Here is a 19,652-nt window from a genome sequence, read left to right as displayed (position 1 = left end):
CTCTTTTGTGATTTAGACATAGATTTTATTTTTAGGAACTTTTGCCCAGCTGCTCCAATCCAATCAATTACTCTTCATAAACACCATTTTTACTTCTGCGCCGCTACTACTCTTGTCTTCATAATTTTTAATGAGCAATTTTCCATTGTGGCTTTCAACAATGTCTTGGACGATATGCAGGCCTAGTCCGTGGATAGTGTCGCTTAGGGTTTTGCTTGAAATGTTTTTGTTTGTTGCTTTCGATAAGATATTGTCGTCAAAACCGCTTCCTTGATCTTTTAGGACAATCGAGTAGCTGTCTTCTTCATCTATAAAGGCGGCAAAAATGCTAGTATCTACCTCTGAATGCTCAATCGCATTGACGGTAATATTTTGCAAGGCTATGGCTATGCTTTCCTTATCCAAGAAGATCTTACTTTCATCTTTTTGCAGTACCTTAAACTGCCTGTTATTGCTTTTGCAAATGGTAGCCATTAGATCTACCCAATAATCAAGAGACTCTTCTCCGACTGGAACTTTGTGCGGGATAGCTAACATAGAATAGTTTCTAAGTTTTTGAATGTAGATTTCTAACCTTGAGATGCCTTTTTCTATGTCCTCTATTCGTTCCTCATCGATGGTCGGGCTTTCTTCTTTTAATAAGTCTAAATTTCCTTTGATAAGGGTTATCGGTGTCCGAATGTCATGGGTAACTGTCTCAATCAGCTTTTTCTGATCTTCCTGCATATGCCATTGTTCCTGTAATGACGCCTTTAAATCTCTTGCCAGAACGTCTAATGACTGCAACACATCATATATCTCTGTATATTTGGTCATCTCCCTAGGGTAGTCGAGTTCCATCTTTTGAAGATGTGAATTGGTCGAAGAGATCTTATTCATCTCCAACTTTATCAACCTGGTTAATCTTCTCAACAAGGCAATAAAACCGATAGACCAGGTCCCTAAGATAAACACTAGATAAAAGAACTCAAAGTTGCCCACTAGCTTGTACACATTTTTTGATGTAGGTATCAAGGTCAAACGATAGCTCAAAACCAGTTCCTTATCCTCGTAACTAACATGTTTAAAGACCCGCATCCCGATAACCCCAGTGGAAATGGAGCTGCCATGCGCAATCGCTTGATCAACTAATTCTTCGTCCTTATGGTCTATGGTTGTCTCCACAAGCTGTCCATCTTTACTGTACTGATAGTCATAAAAATAGGGGATTTCCTCTGTTGACCAAGTCCGACTTTCAAAATCAGCTATGGTTTGGGTTACATGGTTTTCAGCATAATTTGCTGGAAGAAGAAATCCCTTACTAATCATCAGGTTCAACAGGCCGTAAAAGAAGAGAATAATAAAGAAACTGTAGACCAACTCATAGGCAGCGTAGCGACTGATTAGGCGCCCTAAACTTTTTCTATTTCCCATTTGTAGCCTATCCCCCATATTGTCTTAATTGGATTGACGCCATTTGCGACAAATTTTGTCCGGATAACTTTGATTCTTTCTGTGATGGACGTACTGCTGTCCCCTTGGGCATCAAACCCATAGATTGTAGTGTAAATAGCTTCTCTAGAAAACACTTGTCCCTTATTTTTCAACAGAAATTCACAAATATCGTATTCACTGGACGTCAATCGGATTTCTTTGCCATCACAATAGATTTTTCTTGAAAATAGGTCGCAGGAGATGGGATAGTCCACTAACCGATTGTGTTTTTCCCGGTTTTCTCTCCTCAGATGAGCCGCCACTCTTGCCCTGAGTTCACTAATGGAAAATGGCTTAGTAATATAATCATCTGCCCCTAAAGCAAATCCTTCTAGTTTGTCTTTTTCAAAGTCTTTTGCGGTCAGTAACATGATAGGCACATCAATCAGCTGGCGGTATTTCTTTAGAAAGTCAAAGCCAGTCATGCCAGGCATCATAATGTCTAAGATGATCAAGTCATATCTTCTTAGCTCATTTGGGTCAATGGCTACTGCATCATGTTTGACGGTTACTACATAGTCTTTTTTTAGTGTGTTTTCAATTAATTTTAGTAAATCCAGGTCATCATCTATGACTAATAATTTCATGTTATTCCTCCAGTTGGGTCAAGCCGTCCCATTTAGTATACCATATAGAAAACGTCCATAATAAGATGAGCGTAAGGATGCAGGATACCCCTAGTCTTGTGAAGATGTCTCCTATTGAGATTAGCTCATTCCCATATAGGGTGCTTAGCTTGATGCTCCAAGTAAAGGGCAGGTAGCGCCACAGCGGTCCTCCTAAATCGATCGTTCCCAATAATATAGAAGACAAGGTTAAAAAACAGCCGGTTAAGTTACTGCCGGTATAGGAATATTTCAAGGTCAAAAACTGGTAGATGACAATCATAGGCATCAAGGCAAGGTATTGAATGGCGAGAAATATAAGCACTTGTAGGAGGTCAATCTTTACTCTCATGGAAGTCACCAAAAATAAGATACATATGAGAGTTGCTATAATTTCTATAGCGGCGACCAATAGTGCTATTAAAAGAAACTTGCCTAGGAAGTTTTTCCTTCTGCTGACACCACTCCTTAAGTCATTGGCATAAAGACAAGCTTCCTTATCTGCTTCATAGATCATTGGCACAAAAAAACTCATGGAAAAACTGGTAAGCATGGTAAACAGACTAAAAAACGAAAACAACTCTATCCCTCTAAGAGCATTGGACAGTAATAAGAATAGACTAAATAAGCTGGCATATAAGAGTGGGCATAGGATGCAGACAAGGCGAACTGGCAATCTTTTGGTTCTCAACCAGTGAGAATAGATTATCTTAATCATTTTTCTTCCACCTATCTACCGCTATTAATCCCACTAGACTTAAGATATAGACAAGGATACTTAGAAGCAAGCCAAGATATACGGGTGTCAAGTCCCAGAGTGGTGACGATAGCTCTAGGAATGTTCCATTTGGGTTTACCCCAACAATAGGCGCCAACATTCGTAGATTATAGGACCAAGGAAAGAAAGGCCATTTATCCGTAACGGCTATTATGGCAGATGGCAACGTCAAGACAAAGTTCATGATAATGATGAAAAAGCTTTTCTTGCAGAATCTGCTTACTAGAAATGATAGTCCAATCACTGGTAAACTACCGACAAACATGACCACTGTTGCTGCTACTAATACTTCTGCCACTATTGGTTCTCTTAAGATGAGACTGCCAAAAACAAAAATGGCCATAGACGACATGACTAGCATGACCAACAATTCTAAGAGGATGACTATATTTTTTGCTAGGATTATTTTTGCACCGCTCAACCCCATACTTTTTTGAAAAACAAGGTGCTTGTCCTTTTCCTTATTGTTGCTATTGACCACCAGTAGGCTCAGCACAACCGGCAACACCATGATGGGATACCAATTAAATGACGTCGCCATCAAATAACTTTTCCCCTCTGGACTTGGCCCCATTAACATGCCCATAAGCACATTAAAGAATACAAAAATAAATGGAACGATAAGAACTAATTTGACATTAGCTCCTCTTCTTTCTTTGATGAATTCTGCTTTAATAACATTTCTCATACTACATTCCCTCTTTTTTGATAATATCCATGAACAAGTCTTCCAGATGATTGTCATTCCTATCGTTTAGCCCCTCGTAACTTAAATGCCCATGATTTATAATTCCGATCTTATCTGCTACTTGTTGCACTTCACTTAGGATATGACTGGATAAAATAATAGTGATTCCTTGTTTGGCAAAGGTTTTTATCAGCTCTCTAAATTCTTGAATCCCAACTGGGTCTAAGCCATTTGTCGGTTCATCCAATATCAGCAATTTAGGATGGTTGACTAAAGCCATAGCAATTCCTAATCGTTGTTTCATCCCCAAAGAGAATTCCTTGGCTAATTTCTTACCGGTATTTTCCAGAGAGACTATCTTGAGAACGTCATTTATTCTTGCTTTATCAATATTTAATAGCGTCGTTAACACTTCTAGATTTTCGTAAGCTGTAAGATTTGGGTAAATGGCAGGACTCTCAATCATGGCGCCTATCTCTTTTAGATCTTTTTCATTGAGGTTTCTTCCATTAAATAGGATTTCACCTGAAGTAGGCAGAATTGCTCTGGTTATGAGCTTTAAGAGAGTTGATTTCCCAGCACCATTTGGGCCTAAAAGCCCGTAAATCGTTCCCTTCTCTACGCTAATCGACACCTTGTTTAGTGCCACTTGATGTTTGTATTCTTTCCTTAAGTTTTTCGTTTCGATGATATATGTCATAATGTCACCCTCCTCTTGATGTGTTCAGTATAGGATATAAAAATAACTGAATTCTAACAGAGAGGAACTTTAGGTGAAATGTCATTCTAGGTAAAAGGGTATAGTGACTTAAAATATTTAGAAGGAAGGAACAAAAACTCTGTCATCAATATAGAAAGCTTTCTAAATCATAAAAGAGTTCCCCAGAAATCTATCAGAAATGAGAACGGTGGCACCGCCGAAAGCCTTGATCTTTCGGCTTAGCTGTCTACGTGGCTGTAAATAGGCTAAAGCCGAAACATCCACAGTGCGTCAGCTATGCTTTACACCGTTATTTCTGATAGATTTCTGGGGAACTCTTTTATTTGATTACTATTCGGACTTGAATCAGTCCCTTTCTTGACTACTGAAACGATTATATTCTTAACTGCCTTCTGTTTTTTTGACAAGGTCTGGGCTCAAAACACCAAAAGTATTACTAGCAGTAGTTTACCGGGTAAGCAGGAGGTCTAGTATGCCGATTGCCGTCACTGCTTCGATGACCGGGATTGCCCGTGGGACGATGATTGGGTCGTGTCTGCCAACGACTTCTAGATCGGCGTTTTCTTGGCTGTCAATATTGATGGTTTCTTGTTTCTGGCTGATAGAGGCTGGAGCCTTGACCGCCACCTTGAATTGAATAGGCATACCGTTAGAAATACCGCCCGTTATCCCACCATTATGGTTGCTTTTGGTTTTGACTTCTTGCGCTTGATCATAGTAGTAAGCGTCATTGGCTTGCGAACCGTAAAGTTGCGCAATCTGGAAGCCCGTCCCAAACTCAACCCCTTTGACAGCAGGCACGGAGAACAAGAGGTGAGCCAGCACCGATTCGATAGAGTCGAAAAATGGATTTCCAATCCCGGCTGGCAATCCGATAGCCATACATTCAATCGTTCCACCAACCGAATCACCGTCTGCTTTAGCTTGACGTACTAGGTGCTCAATAGGTAGCGCCAGCTCTTGATTCAAGAGAGGCAACTCTTGTTTTTGAAATGATTTCAACAATTCCGGGGTAACGGTTTGGAAGTCCAAAGCATCATCCATGATATCTTTGACACTTGCCACGTGAGCTCCAATAGTGATGCCTTTTTCTGCCAGAATCTGCTTAGCGATAGCACCAGCAAAGACCAAAGCAGCCGTAATCCGACCTGAAAAATGGCCGCTTCCACGATAATCCTGAAACCCATCATAGCGCTTGTGTCCCGGATAGTCTGCCTGACCCGGCCTCATCACACTTTTAAGACTACTATAGTCCTTAGACTTGGTGTTGGTATTACGAATTAGCGCCGTCAAAGGCGTTCCGGTAGTCCGTCCATTAAAATAACCGCTAAGAATTTCCGGAATATCGTCTTCCTTTCTTGGTGTCGAGAATACATTTTGCCCGGGAGCTCTACGTTTCATCTCCACAGCAATCTCTTCTAAATCCAGCTCGGTACCAGCAGGGATGCCATCGATGACGACACCAATTCCTACACCATGTGACTCCCCAAAGATAGTCACCGTAAATTGTTTTCCAAATGTAGCCGTCACTGTGCTATCCCTCCAATTTCTTGATAAACTTCCCAAAAATGCGGGAAAGATTTTGATACTGATTCTGCTTGTGTAATACTAATACTTTTCTGGCAAATGGAGCCAGCAACAGCCAACATCATGGCCATACGGTGATCATTATGACTAGAAACGGTCACGCCGCCAATGAGATGGTCAATTGGGTGAACCTCAATCCAGTCCTCATGTTCCACCAAGTTAGCCCCCAATGAGTTAAGCTCCAAAACGGTAGCAGCTAGACGATCACATTCTTTGATACGCAAACGTTCTACATTGACGATATGAACCGCCACTTTGGCAAAGCAAGCCGCTAAGGTAAATACCGGAATAATATCTGGGCATTGCGACCCGTCAATCACAAGCGGTTGCCCTCCTTCCACGGCTTCATCTAATTTCCGCAAGAAATCAATAATAGCCCTGTCCCCTTGTAAGGAGTTCTCTCTTAAGCCTAACAAGGTCAAGGCATGGCCTAAGTAGTTTGCCACCAAGAAGAAGGCTGCTTGGGAATAATCCCCCTCGATAGAGCAATCTTTGGCACTATAACTTTGGCTACCCTCAATTCGGTATTCTTGGTAGTTAGCGTGCTCAATCTCAATGCCAAACTCTGCCAAGGTCTGCAAGGTCAAGTCAATATAGCCCACCGACTCTAGCGGCCCATCAATAGTAATCTTGGAGTCCCCAACAATCAGTGGCAATGCAAACAACAGTCCGGTCAAAAATTGCGAACTAACATTGCCCGGCAAATGATAATGCCCTGCCACAAGTTGGTCTTGGCTAGCATCAATCAGGATAGCCTCCGAACCAAAGTCAAAGCCAATCCGGTTGGCCGCCAGAATCGGTTCAAAAGGTGTTAGCGGTCTTTCTAATAATTTGCCCCGCCCCAGCAAACGGAACTTTCTTGGAAAGAGGCACAAAATTGGAATCAAAAATCTTAGGGTTGAACCAGATTCTGCACAATCAATGACAATCTCTTCTTCCGAATGACTGAGAAACGAGGTAGCCGGAATGCCTTGAATCTCTAGGTTTGAGCCATCAATTTTAATATCAGCACCCAGTTGTTCCATGGCTCCGATGGTCGCACGAATGTCATCCGACAAGGACACATTGCTCAAGTGGCTAGTGCCCGATGTCAAACTAGCCGCAATAATGGCACGGTGATTGATGCTCTTAGAAGACGGCACCGTCACATTTCCAGAAAAGTTAGCTGGTGAAATGGTTTTAAGCATGGGTGTTCTCCTTTCAAATAGGCTGGATTTTTCTCTAAGGTAAAGGGTTAAAAAATTCTAAATCAGTTGGATAGATTTGGTAATGTCCAATAGACGGAACAATAATTTCATTAAGTTTACCGTTCAAGTTCTTTTTGTCCTTGGCCATGTAAGGTGCTAGTAGGGCAAAGTCCTTAATCGGAAAGTCGTAAGACAATCCTAACTGCTGCAATAAGGCAACCAATCGCTCAACGAGTCCAACCTCACTTAAGCCCAGCCTTTGACTAATCAGGGTGGTTTCTACCATACCCATCACTACGGCTTGCCCATGGGAATAGCTGAGATAATCCGTGTAGGCTTCTAAAGCATGTGCCAGCGAATGCCCAAAGTTCAAGGCCATTCGTTCCTTACCATCAAACTCATCCTTTTCAACAAAGGCAGCCTTAATAGCACAGCAACGATAAATCACCGCTTCCGCCTGCTCCATAAAATCCTGACGACTGGTCAGTCCTTCTAACAAAGTAAAAAGCTCCGAATCGGCAATACAAGCGTATTTGACAATCTCACCTAGGCCATCTTTGAAATAATGATCGCTTAGGCTGTTCAAAACTAATGGGTCAATCAAAACCAAATGTGGTTGCTTGTAGGCACCAACTAGATTCTTCCCCCCATCAATGTCCACTCCAACCTTCCCCCCCACGCTACTATCCACTTGGGCCAGCAAAGAAGTCGGTATCTGAATAAAGTTCAGCCCTCTTAAGTAGGAAGCTGCTACAAAGCCAGCCAAATCCCCGATGACTCCCCCACCTAGGGCAATAATAGTATCGGTTCGGCTAACCCCTTCTTCACTCAACCACTGGTAAATGGGCGCCAAACGATTCCAGTGCTTGCTAGTCTCCCCATGTGGAAGGACGTGCAAGAGAGCGGTGCGCCCCAAATCTTCCAAGCTTGTCATCAAGTCCTCAGCATAAAGTGGCGCCACATTGTCATCTGACAGGATAACCAACTTACCCAGAGGAATGGACTGATGAATGATTTGGGCAAAGTTTTTTCTAAGGTTATTTTCAATATAGATTGGATAATTTCTTTGACTAGTGTTTACCCTTAATTCCATCTTCAAGCTCCCCTTCCTTGTCTCTTGCGCTTATAGGCTTGGGATAATCTTGCCTTCGATGGCCAACAATTGTTTAACCACCACCATTAAGTCTTCGAATTCGTCTAAAGATAGGGTTTGTTGTCCGTCAGACCAAGCTTTTTCTGGTTGCGGATGAACCTCTAAGATTAAGCCGTTTGCCCCGGCCATGACAGATGCCTTGCTCATGGATGGCACAATGTAGCGAGTTCCTGCTGCATGAGATGGGTCCATAACGATTGGCAAATGAGATTTTTTCTGTATGACAGGGACGGCTTGAATATCAAAGGTGTTACGGGTTGCCGTTTCGTAGGTACGGATGCCACGTTCACATAAGATGACATTGTTGTTGCCGCCAGCCATGATGTATTCTGCCGACATAAGCCATTCTTCGTAGGTTGAAGAAAGACCTCGTTTGAGCAGGATAGGTGTTTGCGTCTTGCCCAACTCTTTTAATAGGGAGAAGTTTTGCATGTTACGAGCACCGATTTGGATGAGGTCTACTCGTTCTACGAATTCGTCTAAAAATTCTTCTGACATAAGTTCAGAAACAATCGGTAAGCCAGTGACTTCTTTGGCTTTTTGTAGGCGTTTGAGTCCTTCAACCCCTAACCCTTGGAAGCTGTATGGGGAAGTTCTAGGTTTGAAAGCTCCACCTCTCAGCATGTTGGCTCCTGCCGCTTTGACACGGATAGCCGTTTCAATCATAAGGTCCTCGTCTTCTACCGAACAAGGTCCTGCGCAGACCATAAAGTTGTCGCCGCCAACTGGTAGTCCGCCAACTGAAATAATAGAATCCTCTTCATGGAACTGACGGTTAGCCTTTTTGTAGGGTTCAGCAATTCGTTTCACATCATCCACCATAGGGTACTTCAAGATGGAATCCATTGAGATGGCATTGGTATTGCCTACTAATCCAATGATGGTACGTTCTTTGCCATGAGATATATGTGTTTCCAAGCCCATTTCAACAATCCTTTCGATCAACTCTTCTTCTTGACTGGCAGTGGCGTTTTTCTTTAGTAATATAATCATGTGATGTCCTCCTAGTTTCTGCTCATTTTTTAAATGAATTAGTGGCATGAACGGGTGCGAATCTGAACAAGGTAGGAGAGTAAACAAAAAACTCTACTCAGACGGTATAGACAAGTCTATACGAATACTAAGTAGAGTATAAATCATTATTCCGAAAATAGTTGAGCTACATCGGCCACTTAGTATGTCTAACTACGTGGCTTATTACACACAACAATTAGCCATCATAGATCCAAATCCTTGGTTAGAGTATTTGCACCATGATGTTCATTGGTACAAATACTATCTAAAATAGCTAAAGTAGTAACGGTTGCTATGAAGTTGTATTTGCGCGTGTAACATTTCGTTCGCCCCATTTCATTTGTTAGGCTAATGGTAAAAAAATTCTCCCCATTTGTCAAGAGAAAAGTAGAAAAAACTTTTTTTCTTAAAATTGTTCTTATTGTTTAAGCAGTTCGAACAATTCACAAAAGTGGCTACTGGCTTACAAAAAACTTGTCAGACTGGGGGTGTCTGGGTATACTGAGAACAAGACAATTTTCAAAATGAGAGGACGATTAAGAATGAACTTCCACGGACTGTTAGGTCGGCACCTGCCGCATACTTGGTCACCCCAGCTACATCAATTGATTTACGACCGGATTGGTTACCAAGGCGCCTACCGTCCCTTTGAAATCGAGCCCGACCAATTAGGAGAGTTTTTTAAAGCGGTGGACCTGCTAGGAGTGACAGGGTTTAACGTGACCATCCCTTATAAAGAGGCGGTTATTCCTTATCTGGATGACTTGAGTGAGCAAGCTCAGACTATTGGAGCTGTCAACACTGTTTGCATCAAAGATGGCAAGTTTTTTGGTGACAATACGGATTATGCTGGGATTCAAGCTTTACTGAAGCCATTTGAACCGCTGCAAAACAAACGCATTGCAGTTTTAGGTTATGGTGGTGCTTCTAAAGGCGTAATCGCTTATCTGCAGGAGCAAGCGGTGACAGACTTTGTAATCGTGTCTAGGCGTCAAACCGAGGAGCTCCATTTTGATGGTAGAGTGATTTCTTATGAGGAACTGCCTGATTATAAGGGTGATATCTTAATCAATACGACACCGGTTGGTATGGCTCCTGATGTAGGGGTTAGCCCAATAAGTAAGGAAGTATTTGCTGGTTATGAGGCTGCAGTGGACTTGATTTATAACCCTAGTCAAACTCAGTTTTTAAAAGATGCAGAAGCGGCTGGGCTTGTGGTACAAAATGGGCTGCTGATGCTAGTTGTTCAAGCTATCAGAGCTGTTGAATTGTGGAGTGGACAGGGACTTTCTCCAGAAGACCAAGATTGGGTAATGGAAAGAATGGAAGATTTGGTTAAGCAGACATTGGAAAACCGAGCATCAGATAAGGCGAACTTAAATGTAACTGGACCAATTCTATTAGTCGGGCTGCCCGGCAGTGGGAAAACGACATTGGGTCAGGCTTTAGCCGACTATTTAGGCGTGCCATTTTTTGATAGTGACCTTTATATTGAAGAGACGACTGGAAAAAGTGTTAAGACCTTGTTTGAAGAAGGCGAGTCTGTCTTTCGAGAGGAAGAAAGAAAGGCTTTAGACAACTTGGTGCAACAAGGAGCTGCTATTATTTCTACGGGTGGTGGCATCGTATTGAACGCTGAAAACCGTAACCTGCTTAAACAGCAACAGGTCATTTACCTAGAACGTCCTATTTCTCAGATACTGGTCAATCTGGATGCGGATAGCCGCCCGTTATTGCGAGACAATCCGAATAAGATTTATGAATTACACCTTGAACGGGAAACCTATTATAAAGAAGTAGCCAGTTTGCGCTATCAGAACAAGGGCACCATTGAGGAAGATATGCTGGAGCTTGTTGAACTAATTATGAGCTTATAAGTTAGCATAATGAAAAACTCTTAGAAGAGGTGGGCAAAAAGTCTGTAATAAAATAAAAAATTTTCTAAATCATAAAAGAGTTCCCCAGAAATCTATCCGAAATGGGAACGGTGGCACCGCCGTGAGCCTAGGTCTCACTGGCTTAGCTGTCTACGTGGCTGTAATCGGCTAAAGCCGAAACATCCACTGTGCGTCAGCTATGCTTTACACCGTTCTGTACGGATAGATTTCTGGGGAACTCTTTTATTTGGTTACCATTTGGACTCTTTGTCCAGCTACTATCCTCTACTAATTTTTGAGTATATATTCTAGCTAACATGATTATACAATAAGCATAACTAGATCTTGTCAGCTATTGGAAATTTGACTAGTGAGTGTGCGCTTACTAACTATAGCTTTACTATCCGGTGATAAATCAGATAGTAAAGTGCCTTTTTATTATCATCCTACATATAGCTTTATATTTTCTTTCTCAAATGCTTTTGGTAAAGTTTCTAAAATATAATTAATTCTTTTCTCTATACCAATCTTTATATCTATATTTTTAACATTTTTTTCTATCCATTCCTTAACAAGTTTTATTTCTTTTAGAATTATTGGCATATCTTCCTTTTCAATCACTATTCCTGTTTCAAAAATAGGAACCCAAGCCAATTGTAGTTCTTTGGAAGCTTTTAGCCAATAGTTAGTAAAAGATTCTTCTGTTGCAACTGGAATAAAAAATAATTTTTCTTCTTCATTTTTTGGTTCATCAATTATAATCCCGATTGACATATTCTATTTACCTCCAAATATAACTTGAAATACATAATCTGGAAATTCAGATTGTAATTTTTTAATACTTTGATTTACAGCGTTTTGTAATTCTGCACTATTACCATCGAGTCTAAACACAAATTTTTTAATTCCTTTTATTTCTTGCAAGGAAGGAACTGACTGACTACCATTTACTGTCGTTCTTGTAGCAACTGAAATATCTAAGTTTTTAATTCTATTTACAGTTTTTTGATAAATTTGTTTGTCTGCAAATTGTTGTGGTGTCTGAGTTGGTAATCCAGTTCTAGGATTGACTACATCTAACCCTTTTGCAGTTTTATCCTCATAAAATATTCCTTCATTTAAATCAATTTCATCAAATTCACCAAGAGGGCTACCATATCAGCCTTATTCATAGCGACAAAGTCATTCAGCTTGCTAGTAAGCGTATCCATTTTACTAGAACTTATAGGAGTAGATTCTGATACACGGTGACAGTCTAGTTCCATATTGTCTAACTGAAATAACTGTATACTTAATAAACATTCAAAAGACTAGAAAAGTCCTTGAATGTTTATTAAGTATACAGTTAGCTTTTGTTAGCTATTGCCAACTTAATTGGTGAGTTCGCTCTTACTAGTCAAAACTTTACTATCCGACGCCAACCAGATAGTAAAGTGTATTTTTTATTATATTTACTTATCCATTTTGTAATTTTTAATCCAATTAAGTGTTCCTTTTTTGTTCGTGATTAGTTTGATAAAATTTTCTTCATCAAATTGAACTCGAGTATCTTTTATACTGACACCATGAGCTTCACTTAACATATCAATTATCAATACTTTCCCTTCTGAGCTAGATAATAAATATTGATTGCCTTCTAAAAATATACCTTTATATTGGTTTCCTTCATATAATTCATCACTGAAATTATTCCTCTTACTAATTTCATCAGAAACTACAAAATGTATTGTTTCCTGCAAGTTATCTTCATCGATTTCTGAAAGTAAAAAATCCTCTATTTTAAATATTTGTTGTTGTCCATATGATTGTAAGATGTCCATTATTTGTTTATCTATCACTATACTTGCCTCCTATTTAAGGTTTTGGAACAGGATAGGTAGTCCACACATTTTTTAATTCATCATAAACTATTTTTATATGTGTTTCACCTTTCGTTCCAATAACTTTTCCTATATCAATAATACTGGAAAAAGAATTTTGACCTTGACTTCCTACTCCATTTGGTATAGTTTCTATAATTTTTCCATTTTTTAATGCATCTTGCACTATTTTATTAGCTTCTTCTGCTGAAGAAACATTAAACTTTCTAGCTCGCTTAGCAGTTGAACTATTCAAATGTTTATTCTTAATTTCGAATTTTTTAATTTCAATATCCTGTATTTTTCCAAGTACACTGGCACTCTTCGCTACATCATCCGCAAGACCACTACCTGCACTATAACCAGTTTCCAAGTTCCCATTCAAACTAAAACTCTTACTAGCATCTGCACTAGAGGCCGCCATATCGGCCTTATTCAAAGAGACAAAGTCATCCAGCTTGCTAGTCAGCGTATCAATTTGACTAGAGCTTGTAGGGGTAACTCCTGAAACAAACTGGGGTTCTAGGTTAACATTTAAACGGAAGTTTTGAGCCATATCACTCAGCTGACTATCTACTGCTTTTAGACCAGAACTCAAGTGTTCTGCCCCTGATACGACCGTTTTATTGGTGACGTTGGCAAGCTGTTTACCAAAATTGTCCACTTGTCCCATAACCTTGTCACCAACCTTGTTGGCCAGCTTGACCACATTGTCAACGTTCCGAACCCCTTGTTCAAACCCTTCTTTGAGAGTAGCTTGAAGGAATTCCTTGGCAGCTAGCTTACTACCTGATTTGGCCACTTTACTGAGATACCCAACTCCTGGAACTAAATCAAATAAGGCAAATGAGCCTCGTAAAGCACGCTCCCCATCACTCAACTCTCGCCCTGTTCCCCAGTCTTTGCCTCAGATGGTCGAATACGTTTCTACGGCTGCTAGAGTAATCCCTGCCGCAACACCTGCTGGAGGGCAGAAGATGGTTAGTACGATAACACCAGCTCCTAAAGCAAGGTCTCGCCATAGATCGGTAGTTTCCTGTTGATCACTAATCGAATCATATTGAAAAGCTCGAGTGTGATGACTGGCCATCAGATAGTCAGAGGTGGTCAGTTTATGTTCCTGGTAGGCATCACTCGTTTGATAAGCCTCATAGCTAGCCTCAAGGGCTGTTTTATAAGGATTGTCCACCTGGTAGAGATCCGCCAAGCTAATCTCCTTCGGTGTTACTTCTATGGTCGTGGAATGGCCATACATATCTGTGATTTGGTCTGTGCGCTTATACCCAACGGTATTACTAGTCTTGTAAGTAGAAATACTCAAGGCCTCAAGGCTGGCGCCTACCTTATCCATGGCTTCATAAAAGGGTTTATCAATCTTATCTGTTATATATTTGGAGACATTGCTGAAATAGGTTTCCAGTTTTCCTAGTTTCGCTTGTAACGTCAATGCCTGTTCTTTCTCATCGTGATAGGAAAAGGAGACAACGCCATCGCTATCTTTTTCAGCAATCAACTGTTTAGCTCTCTCGGATAAGTCAACCAAGTCTCTGATTTGTTTACCGAAACCATAAGTCCCACCATAACCATTATAGCCGCCATAACCACCATAACCTGTAGAGGAGTACCCACCCCCACCAGTAAGAGAAGAGAGGGCGTTTTTCATTTTACTCCAGGTGGACGTGTGTAATTCAACATTTTTGGTCATGAGTTTCCCCCCTTCCATATCATCACATCTATTAGGTTTTTAGCTGGATGCATTGCCAATATTTTATCAAACCTCTGCTCTACTTGTGCTCATTGTCTATCCATATATACTTTACCTCCAATTACCAGACCTAAAGTAAAAATAGCTACACTTATAAGTAATCACCATTTCTTATTCTCCAATTGACACTTATCTACAATGATTCTTTTTTTAAATAATACCATAAATTATTTTCCCATGCACAAATTGTTATAACCTGAACATATAGCTATAAATAAGAGAGTTTCCCAAAATATAGCTATGAAAAAACAATAAGATATGGCTAATCAAACGTGCATCTTATGGCTATCGAAATTTCAAGCATTTACGAGCCTAGATTTGTATCATTCAAGATCCATTTTTCCCGACTTTTGCACTTGAATGAAAGAAAACACCACCAAACCCCTTGTTACTAAAGGGTTTTAGTGGTGTTTTTATTTTTTTAAGAGTATATATACAGTTTTTTCAAGTTTTTAATGTCATCAATGAGGAATTCATTTCATTTTCAATATTTTTACATAGTCTTCAGTCAAAATTACTCTGTTTTCTCAAATGAAATAATAATTTTATGCATCTAAATTTGATAAATACTTATATCTTATAGGATAAATTTATCAAAAATCATATGATAAATTAGCTTTTTTATCAAAAAATAGTAAATTTATATACAAAACTTCTATTTAACCATTATAGCAAAACTACTGTATATATACAAGTGTTAATTGATTATATTTTGTGTAACCCTTGTGGCTGTAGGTGTTTGTCGACTTATTTTTTCCTGTAAGTGCAAAAGTCGGGAAGATCCATTTTTTGTCTAAAACACAAAAATCTTCTACCAATATTTGAGCAAACTAAAAAACGTTAGTAGCAAGTCAACCATGTATTTACCGCCCTAACCCTTAGATAAGCACCTAAGGCTAGGTTGGTGAGTAATGGTTTACTTGCTGCTAACGTTTTTTAATTGATTTCCTTTTTGCTATCGTCACTACTTTTCTTCTTCCTAGCCTTAGTCCGATAAACTGACTTTTCTTCGGTCATTTCTAGGTGGACTTTTAGTTTGCGGCGACATCTGTTAAAGGCGTGCAGGACTTTGATATGTGAATAAGCATGTTCTGCGGCTATCTGAGAGATTTTCTTGCCTTTGATGTGTTGGGTTAGGATTTCTTTTTCTAATTCGGATAGGCGAGTCACATATTCTTCTGAGATTTCTTTTAGAAGGCTCACTTCTTCAGCTGAGTAGCTTTGGTACTTGCTTCTTGATGAGCAGTTCATTTGTTCAAAGTATTTGGGCAAGTTACTAGAGACTTGTATCTGGTACGGCACCTTACTTTTGGCATATTCTTTTCTAAGGGTTGAGAAGATATGATGCTTTAAACTAATCTTATAAAACGCAGGAAAGTTGTTGCTTTTGCTTGGCTCGTATTGATCCAGAGCTTGAAATAAGGCAATGGATGCCTCTTGCATAAAATCTTCAAAGTCCACATAGGGAATGCGGTAAGTTTGGTACATCTTTTTCATTAGTGGCTCAAACACCTTCATAAGATCAGAAAATTTTTCGCTGTTTCCTGCCTGTATGCTCCTTACTAATTCTTCTACTTCACTTAGTTTTACCATTCGTCAAAGCCTCCCAGAGCCTCGACCGTTCTTCTTACTCGTCTAATTCATAGCGCAATCTGTCTAATGTTAGCCACTGTTCCTCATTCCACGGGGTCCATCTCATACGGCCTCGTGTTTGGTAATGTTGGCTTAAATCCCTTTGCTTTTTATAGCTCCGTTGAATTTCTTGATAGAATTCTCTGGCAGATTTTCTAAGGGCGCCTTTTTGAAAAATCACCCATTGTTCTGCTAGGTCACTGGTGGCTACTGAAACTTGAGTCAGACGGGTATTCATCTGGCTCACGGTTCGCTCGATATAACTATCGGCAGTCTCATCTTCTGCGGTAAAAACTACCTGAACACGGTATTGCTCAAAGTTTTGTTGGATACCGGGCACAAATTGAGCGTCAAAGACCACCCAGATTTCTACTCCTTCAAACTGTTGGAAGTTGGAACAGAGTTGTAGGAGGCGGTCCCTAGCAGACTCAATGTCATCTGCATTTTTTAATGCAACTAATTCTGGCCAGGCGCCAATCATATTGTAGCCATCCACTAAATAGATTTGCTTTTTCATTTTGGGACCTCCTTTAACTGGTTTAGACTATTCTAATTGGCTTAGCCTCTATTTTCAAATGCTTTGTACATAATCAACGCTGCTGCGACTCCTGCATTCAAGCTTTGAACGTGACCGGTCATTGGGATGGTTAGGATTTCGTCTACGGAATCTTTGACTAATCGTGACAGTCCTTTTCCTTCGTTTCCGATGACTACAGCTATTGGTCCGGTTGCATCCCATTGGCCAAAGTTGGTGCCTGCCATATCGGTTCCAAAGACCCACACTCCTCTTGCTTTTAGCTCTTCGATGGTTTGGGTTAGGTTGGTGACACGGACTACTGGCACATATTCGATAGCACCAGTGGATGCTTTTGCTACGGTTGCTGTTAGGGCAGCTGAACGTCTTTTAGGGATAATAATGCCGTGGACGCCAGTCGCATCAGCGGTTCTCAAGATTGAACCAAGATTAAAGGGGTCTTCAATGCCATCAAGTAAGATAAAAAACGGTTGCTCCTCTTTTTTATTCGCGATGTCGAACAAGTCTTCCAGTTCTGCATACTCAAATGGTGCGATAGATAGCACCACCCCTTGATGAACACCATTATCCGTTAGATCATTGAGCTTGGTTTTGGGTACGTTTTGAACCTGGATTTTATGTTCTTTTGCTAAGGCCAGTATAGTCGTGATTTCTGGACCAGACAAGGCATCCTGAACAAAGAGTTTATTGATGCGCGTGTTTTTTTCTAGGGCTGCCATAACCGCATGCTTGCCATAGATAAAATCTGGATTTTCTCCGGAGTCTATTTGGGCAGAAATATTTATTTTCTCTTTTTTCGGATATGATTCTTTGTTTTTTCTCGAATGTGTCTTGTTTTTCCCTTTTGTCCCTTTGTATGGTTTGTCTCTCATGCTAGGCTCCCTTCAATGTGTTTTATGGACCAGGTCATAATCTCTTCTAGTCGTTCTTCTTGTTTGCTTAGGTATAAATAACCGATTAACGCTTCAAAGCCTGTCGCAATTCGGTAGGTCAGGATATCGGCATTTTTGGCGCTAGTATGACTTTTGCTATTACGGCCTCGTTTGTAATAGAGGTCTTCTTCTGGAGTCAAAAAGCCTTCTTGCTCAAGCATGGTCTGCATGGCAAAACACTGAGCCTTAGCCGAGACATAACTGGTACTAGCCTTATGCAATTTTTTAGGCTGTGTCATCCCTTTATTAAGGACATACATACGCACAAATAGTTCATAAACACCGTCGCCAATATAGGCCAGCACTAACCCATTGTGAGTTTGCCAAGAGTGATCACTAGTCATCAGCTGCGTCTCCATCTAGTTCCTTGAGGCGTATCTTCTAGGATAATTCCTTGTTCTTTCAAATGGTCACGGATGTCATCACTGCGTTGGAAGTTCTTTTCCGCTCTGGCCGCCAATCGTTGGTCAATTAAGTCTTGAATTTCTTGATCCAGCAACTCTTCTTTTTCTTCAAGGACACCAAAGATGCCAAAGAGTTGACCAGCCATTTGCAAGACAAATTCTAGGACTACTTTTGAGACTTCTTCTCGTTCAAGGTAGAGGTTGAGTTCTTTGATTAGCTGGTAGAGGACTGTCATCCCATTGGCGGCATTGATGTCATCATCCATCTCTTCTTGGAATTGCTTTTCTAAGTTTTTGAAACTTTCAATAAGAGTTTGGTCGTCAGCTAGGCTTGCTTGAGCTGTTTCTAATCGGTAACGAGCTTTTTTAAGACTAGTCTGAATCTTAGTCACATTGGCTTGGGCTTCAGCTAAGGCCGCTTCATTAAACAAGAGTGGACGACGGTAATGGGCAGAAGCTAGGAAAAAGCGTAGGACTTGTGGGTCGATGGTTTTGATTAAGTCATGGACTAGAACAAAATTCCCTAAAGACTTACTCATCTTTTCACCATCATCTCCCATGGTCACAAAGGCATTATGCATCCAATAGTGGGCAAATGGGTGCCCCGTCTTGCTTTCTGATTGGGCAATCTCATTTTCATGGTGAGGAAAGGCCAAATCTTGCCCGCCTCCATGAATGTCGATGGTGTCACCTAGGTATTTGGTTGCCATGACCGAGCACTCAATATGCCAACCTGGACGCCCCTTACTCCATGGAGAATCCCAAGATATCTCATCTGCTTTGGCAGCTTTCCATAGGGCAAAATCTAATGGTGACTCTTTTTTAGCATCATCTTGGCTTTCGGTTCGTTGGCTAGCACCGATACGTAGGTCTTGGATACTTTGGTCACTGAGTTTGCCATATTGTGGGAAACTTTCAGTACGGAAGTAAACATCACCTTGGCTTTCATAAGCGACTCCTTTGTCGACTAGGTCTTGAATGAAGTCGATAATATCATCCATGTTTTCCATAACGGTTGGGTTTTTACTAGCTTTTTTGATATTGAGAGCATCCGTATCTTGGTAAAAAGCTTGGATATATTTTTGAGAAACTTCTTGTGGCGTCAGGCCAGTTTGCTTGGCAGCATTGATAATTTTATCGTCCACGTCAGTAAAGTTTGACACAAAATTAACCTGATAGCCGCGGTACTCCAAGTAACGGCGAATGGTATCAAAGGAAACAGTACTTCTAGCATTGCCGATGTGGATGTAATTATAAACAGTTGGACCGCAGACATACATACTCACTTGTCCCGGCACAATTGGAACGAACTCTTCTTTTTGACGACTGAGGGTGTTGTAAATTCGAATCATAATTTTCATCCTTTCTAGTGTTTTATATCTTTCTTATGTGTCAAAAAAGTGGCCTTGAATCCTCAATGACCACTTTTTATGGGTGTTGCT

General features: G+C 40.5%; 19 protein-coding genes and 1 pseudogene. 2 read left to right on the top strand and 18 right to left on the bottom strand.

The features are described from left to right. Positions 1–63 precede the first annotated feature (63 nt). The 9 genes from NPA36_RS06295 to aroF form a co-directional block, all read right to left on the bottom strand. Positions 64–1,413, bottom strand: coding sequence for a sensor histidine kinase (locus tag NPA36_RS06295; protein WP_256945274.1), 1,350 nt, complete (start codon positions 1,411–1,413; stop codon positions 64–66). Beyond that, positions 1,392–2,060: a response regulator transcription factor gene (locus NPA36_RS06290; protein ID WP_256945273.1), complete on the bottom strand. Its 669-nt coding sequence runs from the start codon at positions 2,058–2,060 to the stop codon at positions 1,392–1,394. The genes NPA36_RS06295 and NPA36_RS06290 overlap by 22 nt, the downstream gene beginning before the upstream one ends. A 1-nt stretch (position 2,061) precedes the next feature. Beyond that, on the bottom strand, positions 2,062–2,796 hold the full coding sequence (locus NPA36_RS06285) for an ABC-2 family transporter permease (RefSeq protein WP_256945272.1): 735 nt from the start codon (positions 2,794–2,796) through the stop codon (positions 2,062–2,064). Beyond that, positions 2,789–3,544, bottom strand: a complete 756-nt coding sequence (locus NPA36_RS06280; protein ID WP_256945271.1) for an ABC transporter permease — start codon at positions 3,542–3,544, stop codon at positions 2,789–2,791. The genes NPA36_RS06285 and NPA36_RS06280 overlap by 8 nt, the downstream gene beginning before the upstream one ends. A gap of 1 nt (position 3,545) precedes the next feature. Beyond that, positions 3,546–4,244: a lantibiotic protection ABC transporter ATP-binding protein gene (locus tag NPA36_RS06275; protein WP_256945270.1), complete on the bottom strand. Its 699-nt coding sequence runs from the start codon at positions 4,242–4,244 to the stop codon at positions 3,546–3,548. A gap of 468 nt (positions 4,245–4,712) precedes the next feature. After that, entirely contained in the window at positions 4,713–5,795 is a 1,083-nt protein-coding gene (gene aroC, locus NPA36_RS06270; RefSeq protein WP_256945269.1) for a chorismate synthase, read from the bottom strand. After that, a complete protein-coding gene (aroA, locus tag NPA36_RS06265) occupies positions 5,792–7,039 on the bottom strand; it encodes a 3-phosphoshikimate 1-carboxyvinyltransferase (protein WP_256945268.1) in 1,248 nt (415 codons plus the stop codon). The genes aroC and aroA overlap by 4 nt, the downstream gene beginning before the upstream one ends. Before the next feature lie 34 nt (positions 7,040–7,073). Continuing rightward, positions 7,074–8,132 carry a 3-dehydroquinate synthase gene (gene aroB, locus NPA36_RS06260; RefSeq protein ID WP_256945267.1) on the bottom strand — a complete coding sequence of 353 codons (1,059 nt, stop codon included), beginning with the start codon at positions 8,130–8,132 and terminating at the stop codon, positions 7,074–7,076. Positions 8,133–8,162: 30 nt separating this feature from the next. Further along, positions 8,163–9,185 (bottom strand): 3-deoxy-7-phosphoheptulonate synthase, encoded by a 1,023-nt coding sequence (gene aroF, locus NPA36_RS06255; RefSeq protein WP_256945266.1) that lies wholly within the window; start codon positions 9,183–9,185, stop codon positions 8,163–8,165. A 563-nt stretch (positions 9,186–9,748) separates the two neighbouring features. On the opposite strand from aroF, the gene NPA36_RS06250 reads away from it, so the two are divergent. Continuing rightward, complete coding sequence (locus NPA36_RS06250) at positions 9,749–11,083, top strand: shikimate kinase (protein WP_256945265.1); 1,335 nt, start codon at positions 9,749–9,751, stop codon at positions 11,081–11,083. 441 nt (positions 11,084–11,524) lie between these two features. Here NPA36_RS06250 and NPA36_RS06245 read toward each other — a convergent pair whose 3' ends face one another. From NPA36_RS06245 to NPA36_RS06230, 4 genes are all read right to left on the bottom strand, one after another. Further along, positions 11,525–11,857, bottom strand: coding sequence for a hypothetical protein (locus tag NPA36_RS06245; protein WP_256945264.1), 333 nt, complete (start codon positions 11,855–11,857; stop codon positions 11,525–11,527). Positions 11,858–12,534: 677 nt separating this feature from the next. Then, the gene (locus tag NPA36_RS06240; RefSeq protein ID WP_256945263.1) at positions 12,535–12,921 is read right to left on the bottom strand and encodes a hypothetical protein; all 387 of its coding nucleotides are present in this window, start codon (positions 12,919–12,921) and stop codon (positions 12,535–12,537) included. 16 nt (positions 12,922–12,937) lie between these two features. Then, the gene (locus NPA36_RS06235) at positions 12,938–13,822 is read right to left on the bottom strand and encodes a hypothetical protein (protein WP_256945262.1); all 885 of its coding nucleotides are present in this window, start codon (positions 13,820–13,822) and stop codon (positions 12,938–12,940) included. A gap of 27 nt (positions 13,823–13,849) precedes the next feature. Next, on the bottom strand, positions 13,850–14,647 hold the full coding sequence (locus NPA36_RS06230) for a hypothetical protein (protein ID WP_256945261.1): 798 nt from the start codon (positions 14,645–14,647) through the stop codon (positions 13,850–13,852). Positions 14,648–14,960: 313 nt separating this feature from the next. Between NPA36_RS06230 and NPA36_RS10280 the strand changes: the two are divergent. Next, positions 14,961–15,023 (top strand): annotated as a pseudogene (locus NPA36_RS10280) (hypothetical protein); the annotation flags it as partial. A gap of 620 nt (positions 15,024–15,643) precedes the next feature. Here the strand turns inward: NPA36_RS10280 and NPA36_RS06225 are convergent. From NPA36_RS06225 to cysS, 5 genes are read right to left on the bottom strand one after another with little or no spacing between them, the layout of a single operon-like run. After that, positions 15,644–16,300, bottom strand: coding sequence for a sigma-70 family RNA polymerase sigma factor (locus NPA36_RS06225; RefSeq protein ID WP_256945260.1), 657 nt, complete (start codon positions 16,298–16,300; stop codon positions 15,644–15,646). Positions 16,301–16,334: 34 nt separating this feature from the next. Beyond that, positions 16,335–16,856 carry an NYN domain-containing protein gene (locus tag NPA36_RS06220; protein ID WP_256945259.1) on the bottom strand — a complete coding sequence of 174 codons (522 nt, stop codon included), beginning with the start codon at positions 16,854–16,856 and terminating at the stop codon, positions 16,335–16,337. Positions 16,857–16,897: 41 nt separating this feature from the next. After that, the gene (rlmB, locus tag NPA36_RS06215) at positions 16,898–17,746 is read right to left on the bottom strand and encodes a 23S rRNA (guanosine(2251)-2'-O)-methyltransferase RlmB (protein ID WP_256945258.1); all 849 of its coding nucleotides are present in this window, start codon (positions 17,744–17,746) and stop codon (positions 16,898–16,900) included. Then, on the bottom strand, positions 17,743–18,150 hold the full coding sequence (locus NPA36_RS06210) for a Mini-ribonuclease 3 (RefSeq protein WP_256945257.1): 408 nt from the start codon (positions 18,148–18,150) through the stop codon (positions 17,743–17,745). Before NPA36_RS06210 ends, rlmB begins: the two co-directional genes overlap by 4 nt. Continuing rightward, positions 18,150–19,562 (bottom strand): cysteine--tRNA ligase, encoded by a 1,413-nt coding sequence (cysS, locus tag NPA36_RS06205; RefSeq protein WP_256945256.1) that lies wholly within the window; start codon positions 19,560–19,562, stop codon positions 18,150–18,152. The genes NPA36_RS06210 and cysS overlap by 1 nt, the downstream gene beginning before the upstream one ends. Positions 19,563–19,652: the final 90 nt, after the last annotated feature.

It is taken from the genome of Granulicatella seriolae (genome assembly GCF_024543085.1).
GTDB lineage: Bacteria > Bacillota > Bacilli > Lactobacillales > Aerococcaceae > Granulicatella > Granulicatella seriolae.
The sequence above is the reverse complement of the archived record's forward strand: the minus strand, read 5'-3'. Positions and strand labels throughout refer to the sequence as shown.

Excerpts from the sequence above, each read along its gene's own strand:
- NPA36_RS06295 (WP_256945274.1), bottom strand. The coding sequence starts at position 1,413 with ATGGGAAATAGAAAAAGTTTAGGGCGCCTAATCAGTCGCTACGCTGCC.
- NPA36_RS06290 (WP_256945273.1), bottom strand. The coding sequence starts at position 2,060 with ATGAAATTATTAGTCATAGATGATGACCTGGATTTACTAAAATTAATT.
- NPA36_RS06285 (WP_256945272.1), bottom strand. The coding sequence starts at position 2,796 with ATGATTAAGATAATCTATTCTCACTGGTTGAGAACCAAAAGATTGCCA.
- NPA36_RS06280 (WP_256945271.1), bottom strand. The coding sequence starts at position 3,544 with ATGAGAAATGTTATTAAAGCAGAATTCATCAAAGAAAGAAGAGGAGCT.
- NPA36_RS06275 (WP_256945270.1), bottom strand. The coding sequence starts at position 4,244 with ATGACATATATCATCGAAACGAAAAACTTAAGGAAAGAATACAAACAT.
- aroA (WP_256945268.1), bottom strand. The coding sequence starts at position 7,039 with ATGCTTAAAACCATTTCACCAGCTAACTTTTCTGGAAATGTGACGGTG.
- aroB (WP_256945267.1), bottom strand. The coding sequence starts at position 8,132 with ATGGAATTAAGGGTAAACACTAGTCAAAGAAATTATCCAATCTATATT.
- aroF (WP_256945266.1), bottom strand. The coding sequence starts at position 9,185 with ATGATTATATTACTAAAGAAAAACGCCACTGCCAGTCAAGAAGAAGAG.
- NPA36_RS06250 (WP_256945265.1), top strand. The coding sequence starts at position 9,749 with ATGAACTTCCACGGACTGTTAGGTCGGCACCTGCCGCATACTTGGTCA.
- NPA36_RS06245 (WP_256945264.1), bottom strand. The coding sequence starts at position 11,857 with ATGTCAATCGGGATTATAATTGATGAACCAAAAAATGAAGAAGAAAAA.
- NPA36_RS06230 (WP_256945261.1), bottom strand. The coding sequence starts at position 14,647 with ATGACCAAAAATGTTGAATTACACACGTCCACCTGGAGTAAAATGAAA.
- NPA36_RS06225 (WP_256945260.1), bottom strand. The coding sequence starts at position 16,300 with ATGGTAAAACTAAGTGAAGTAGAAGAATTAGTAAGGAGCATACAGGCA.
- NPA36_RS06220 (WP_256945259.1), bottom strand. The coding sequence starts at position 16,856 with ATGAAAAAGCAAATCTATTTAGTGGATGGCTACAATATGATTGGCGCC.
- rlmB (WP_256945258.1), bottom strand. The coding sequence starts at position 17,746 with ATGAGAGACAAACCATACAAAGGGACAAAAGGGAAAAACAAGACACAT.
- NPA36_RS06210 (WP_256945257.1), bottom strand. The coding sequence starts at position 18,150 with ATGACTAGTGATCACTCTTGGCAAACTCACAATGGGTTAGTGCTGGCC.
- cysS (WP_256945256.1), bottom strand. The coding sequence starts at position 19,562 with ATGATTCGAATTTACAACACCCTCAGTCGTCAAAAAGAAGAGTTCGTT.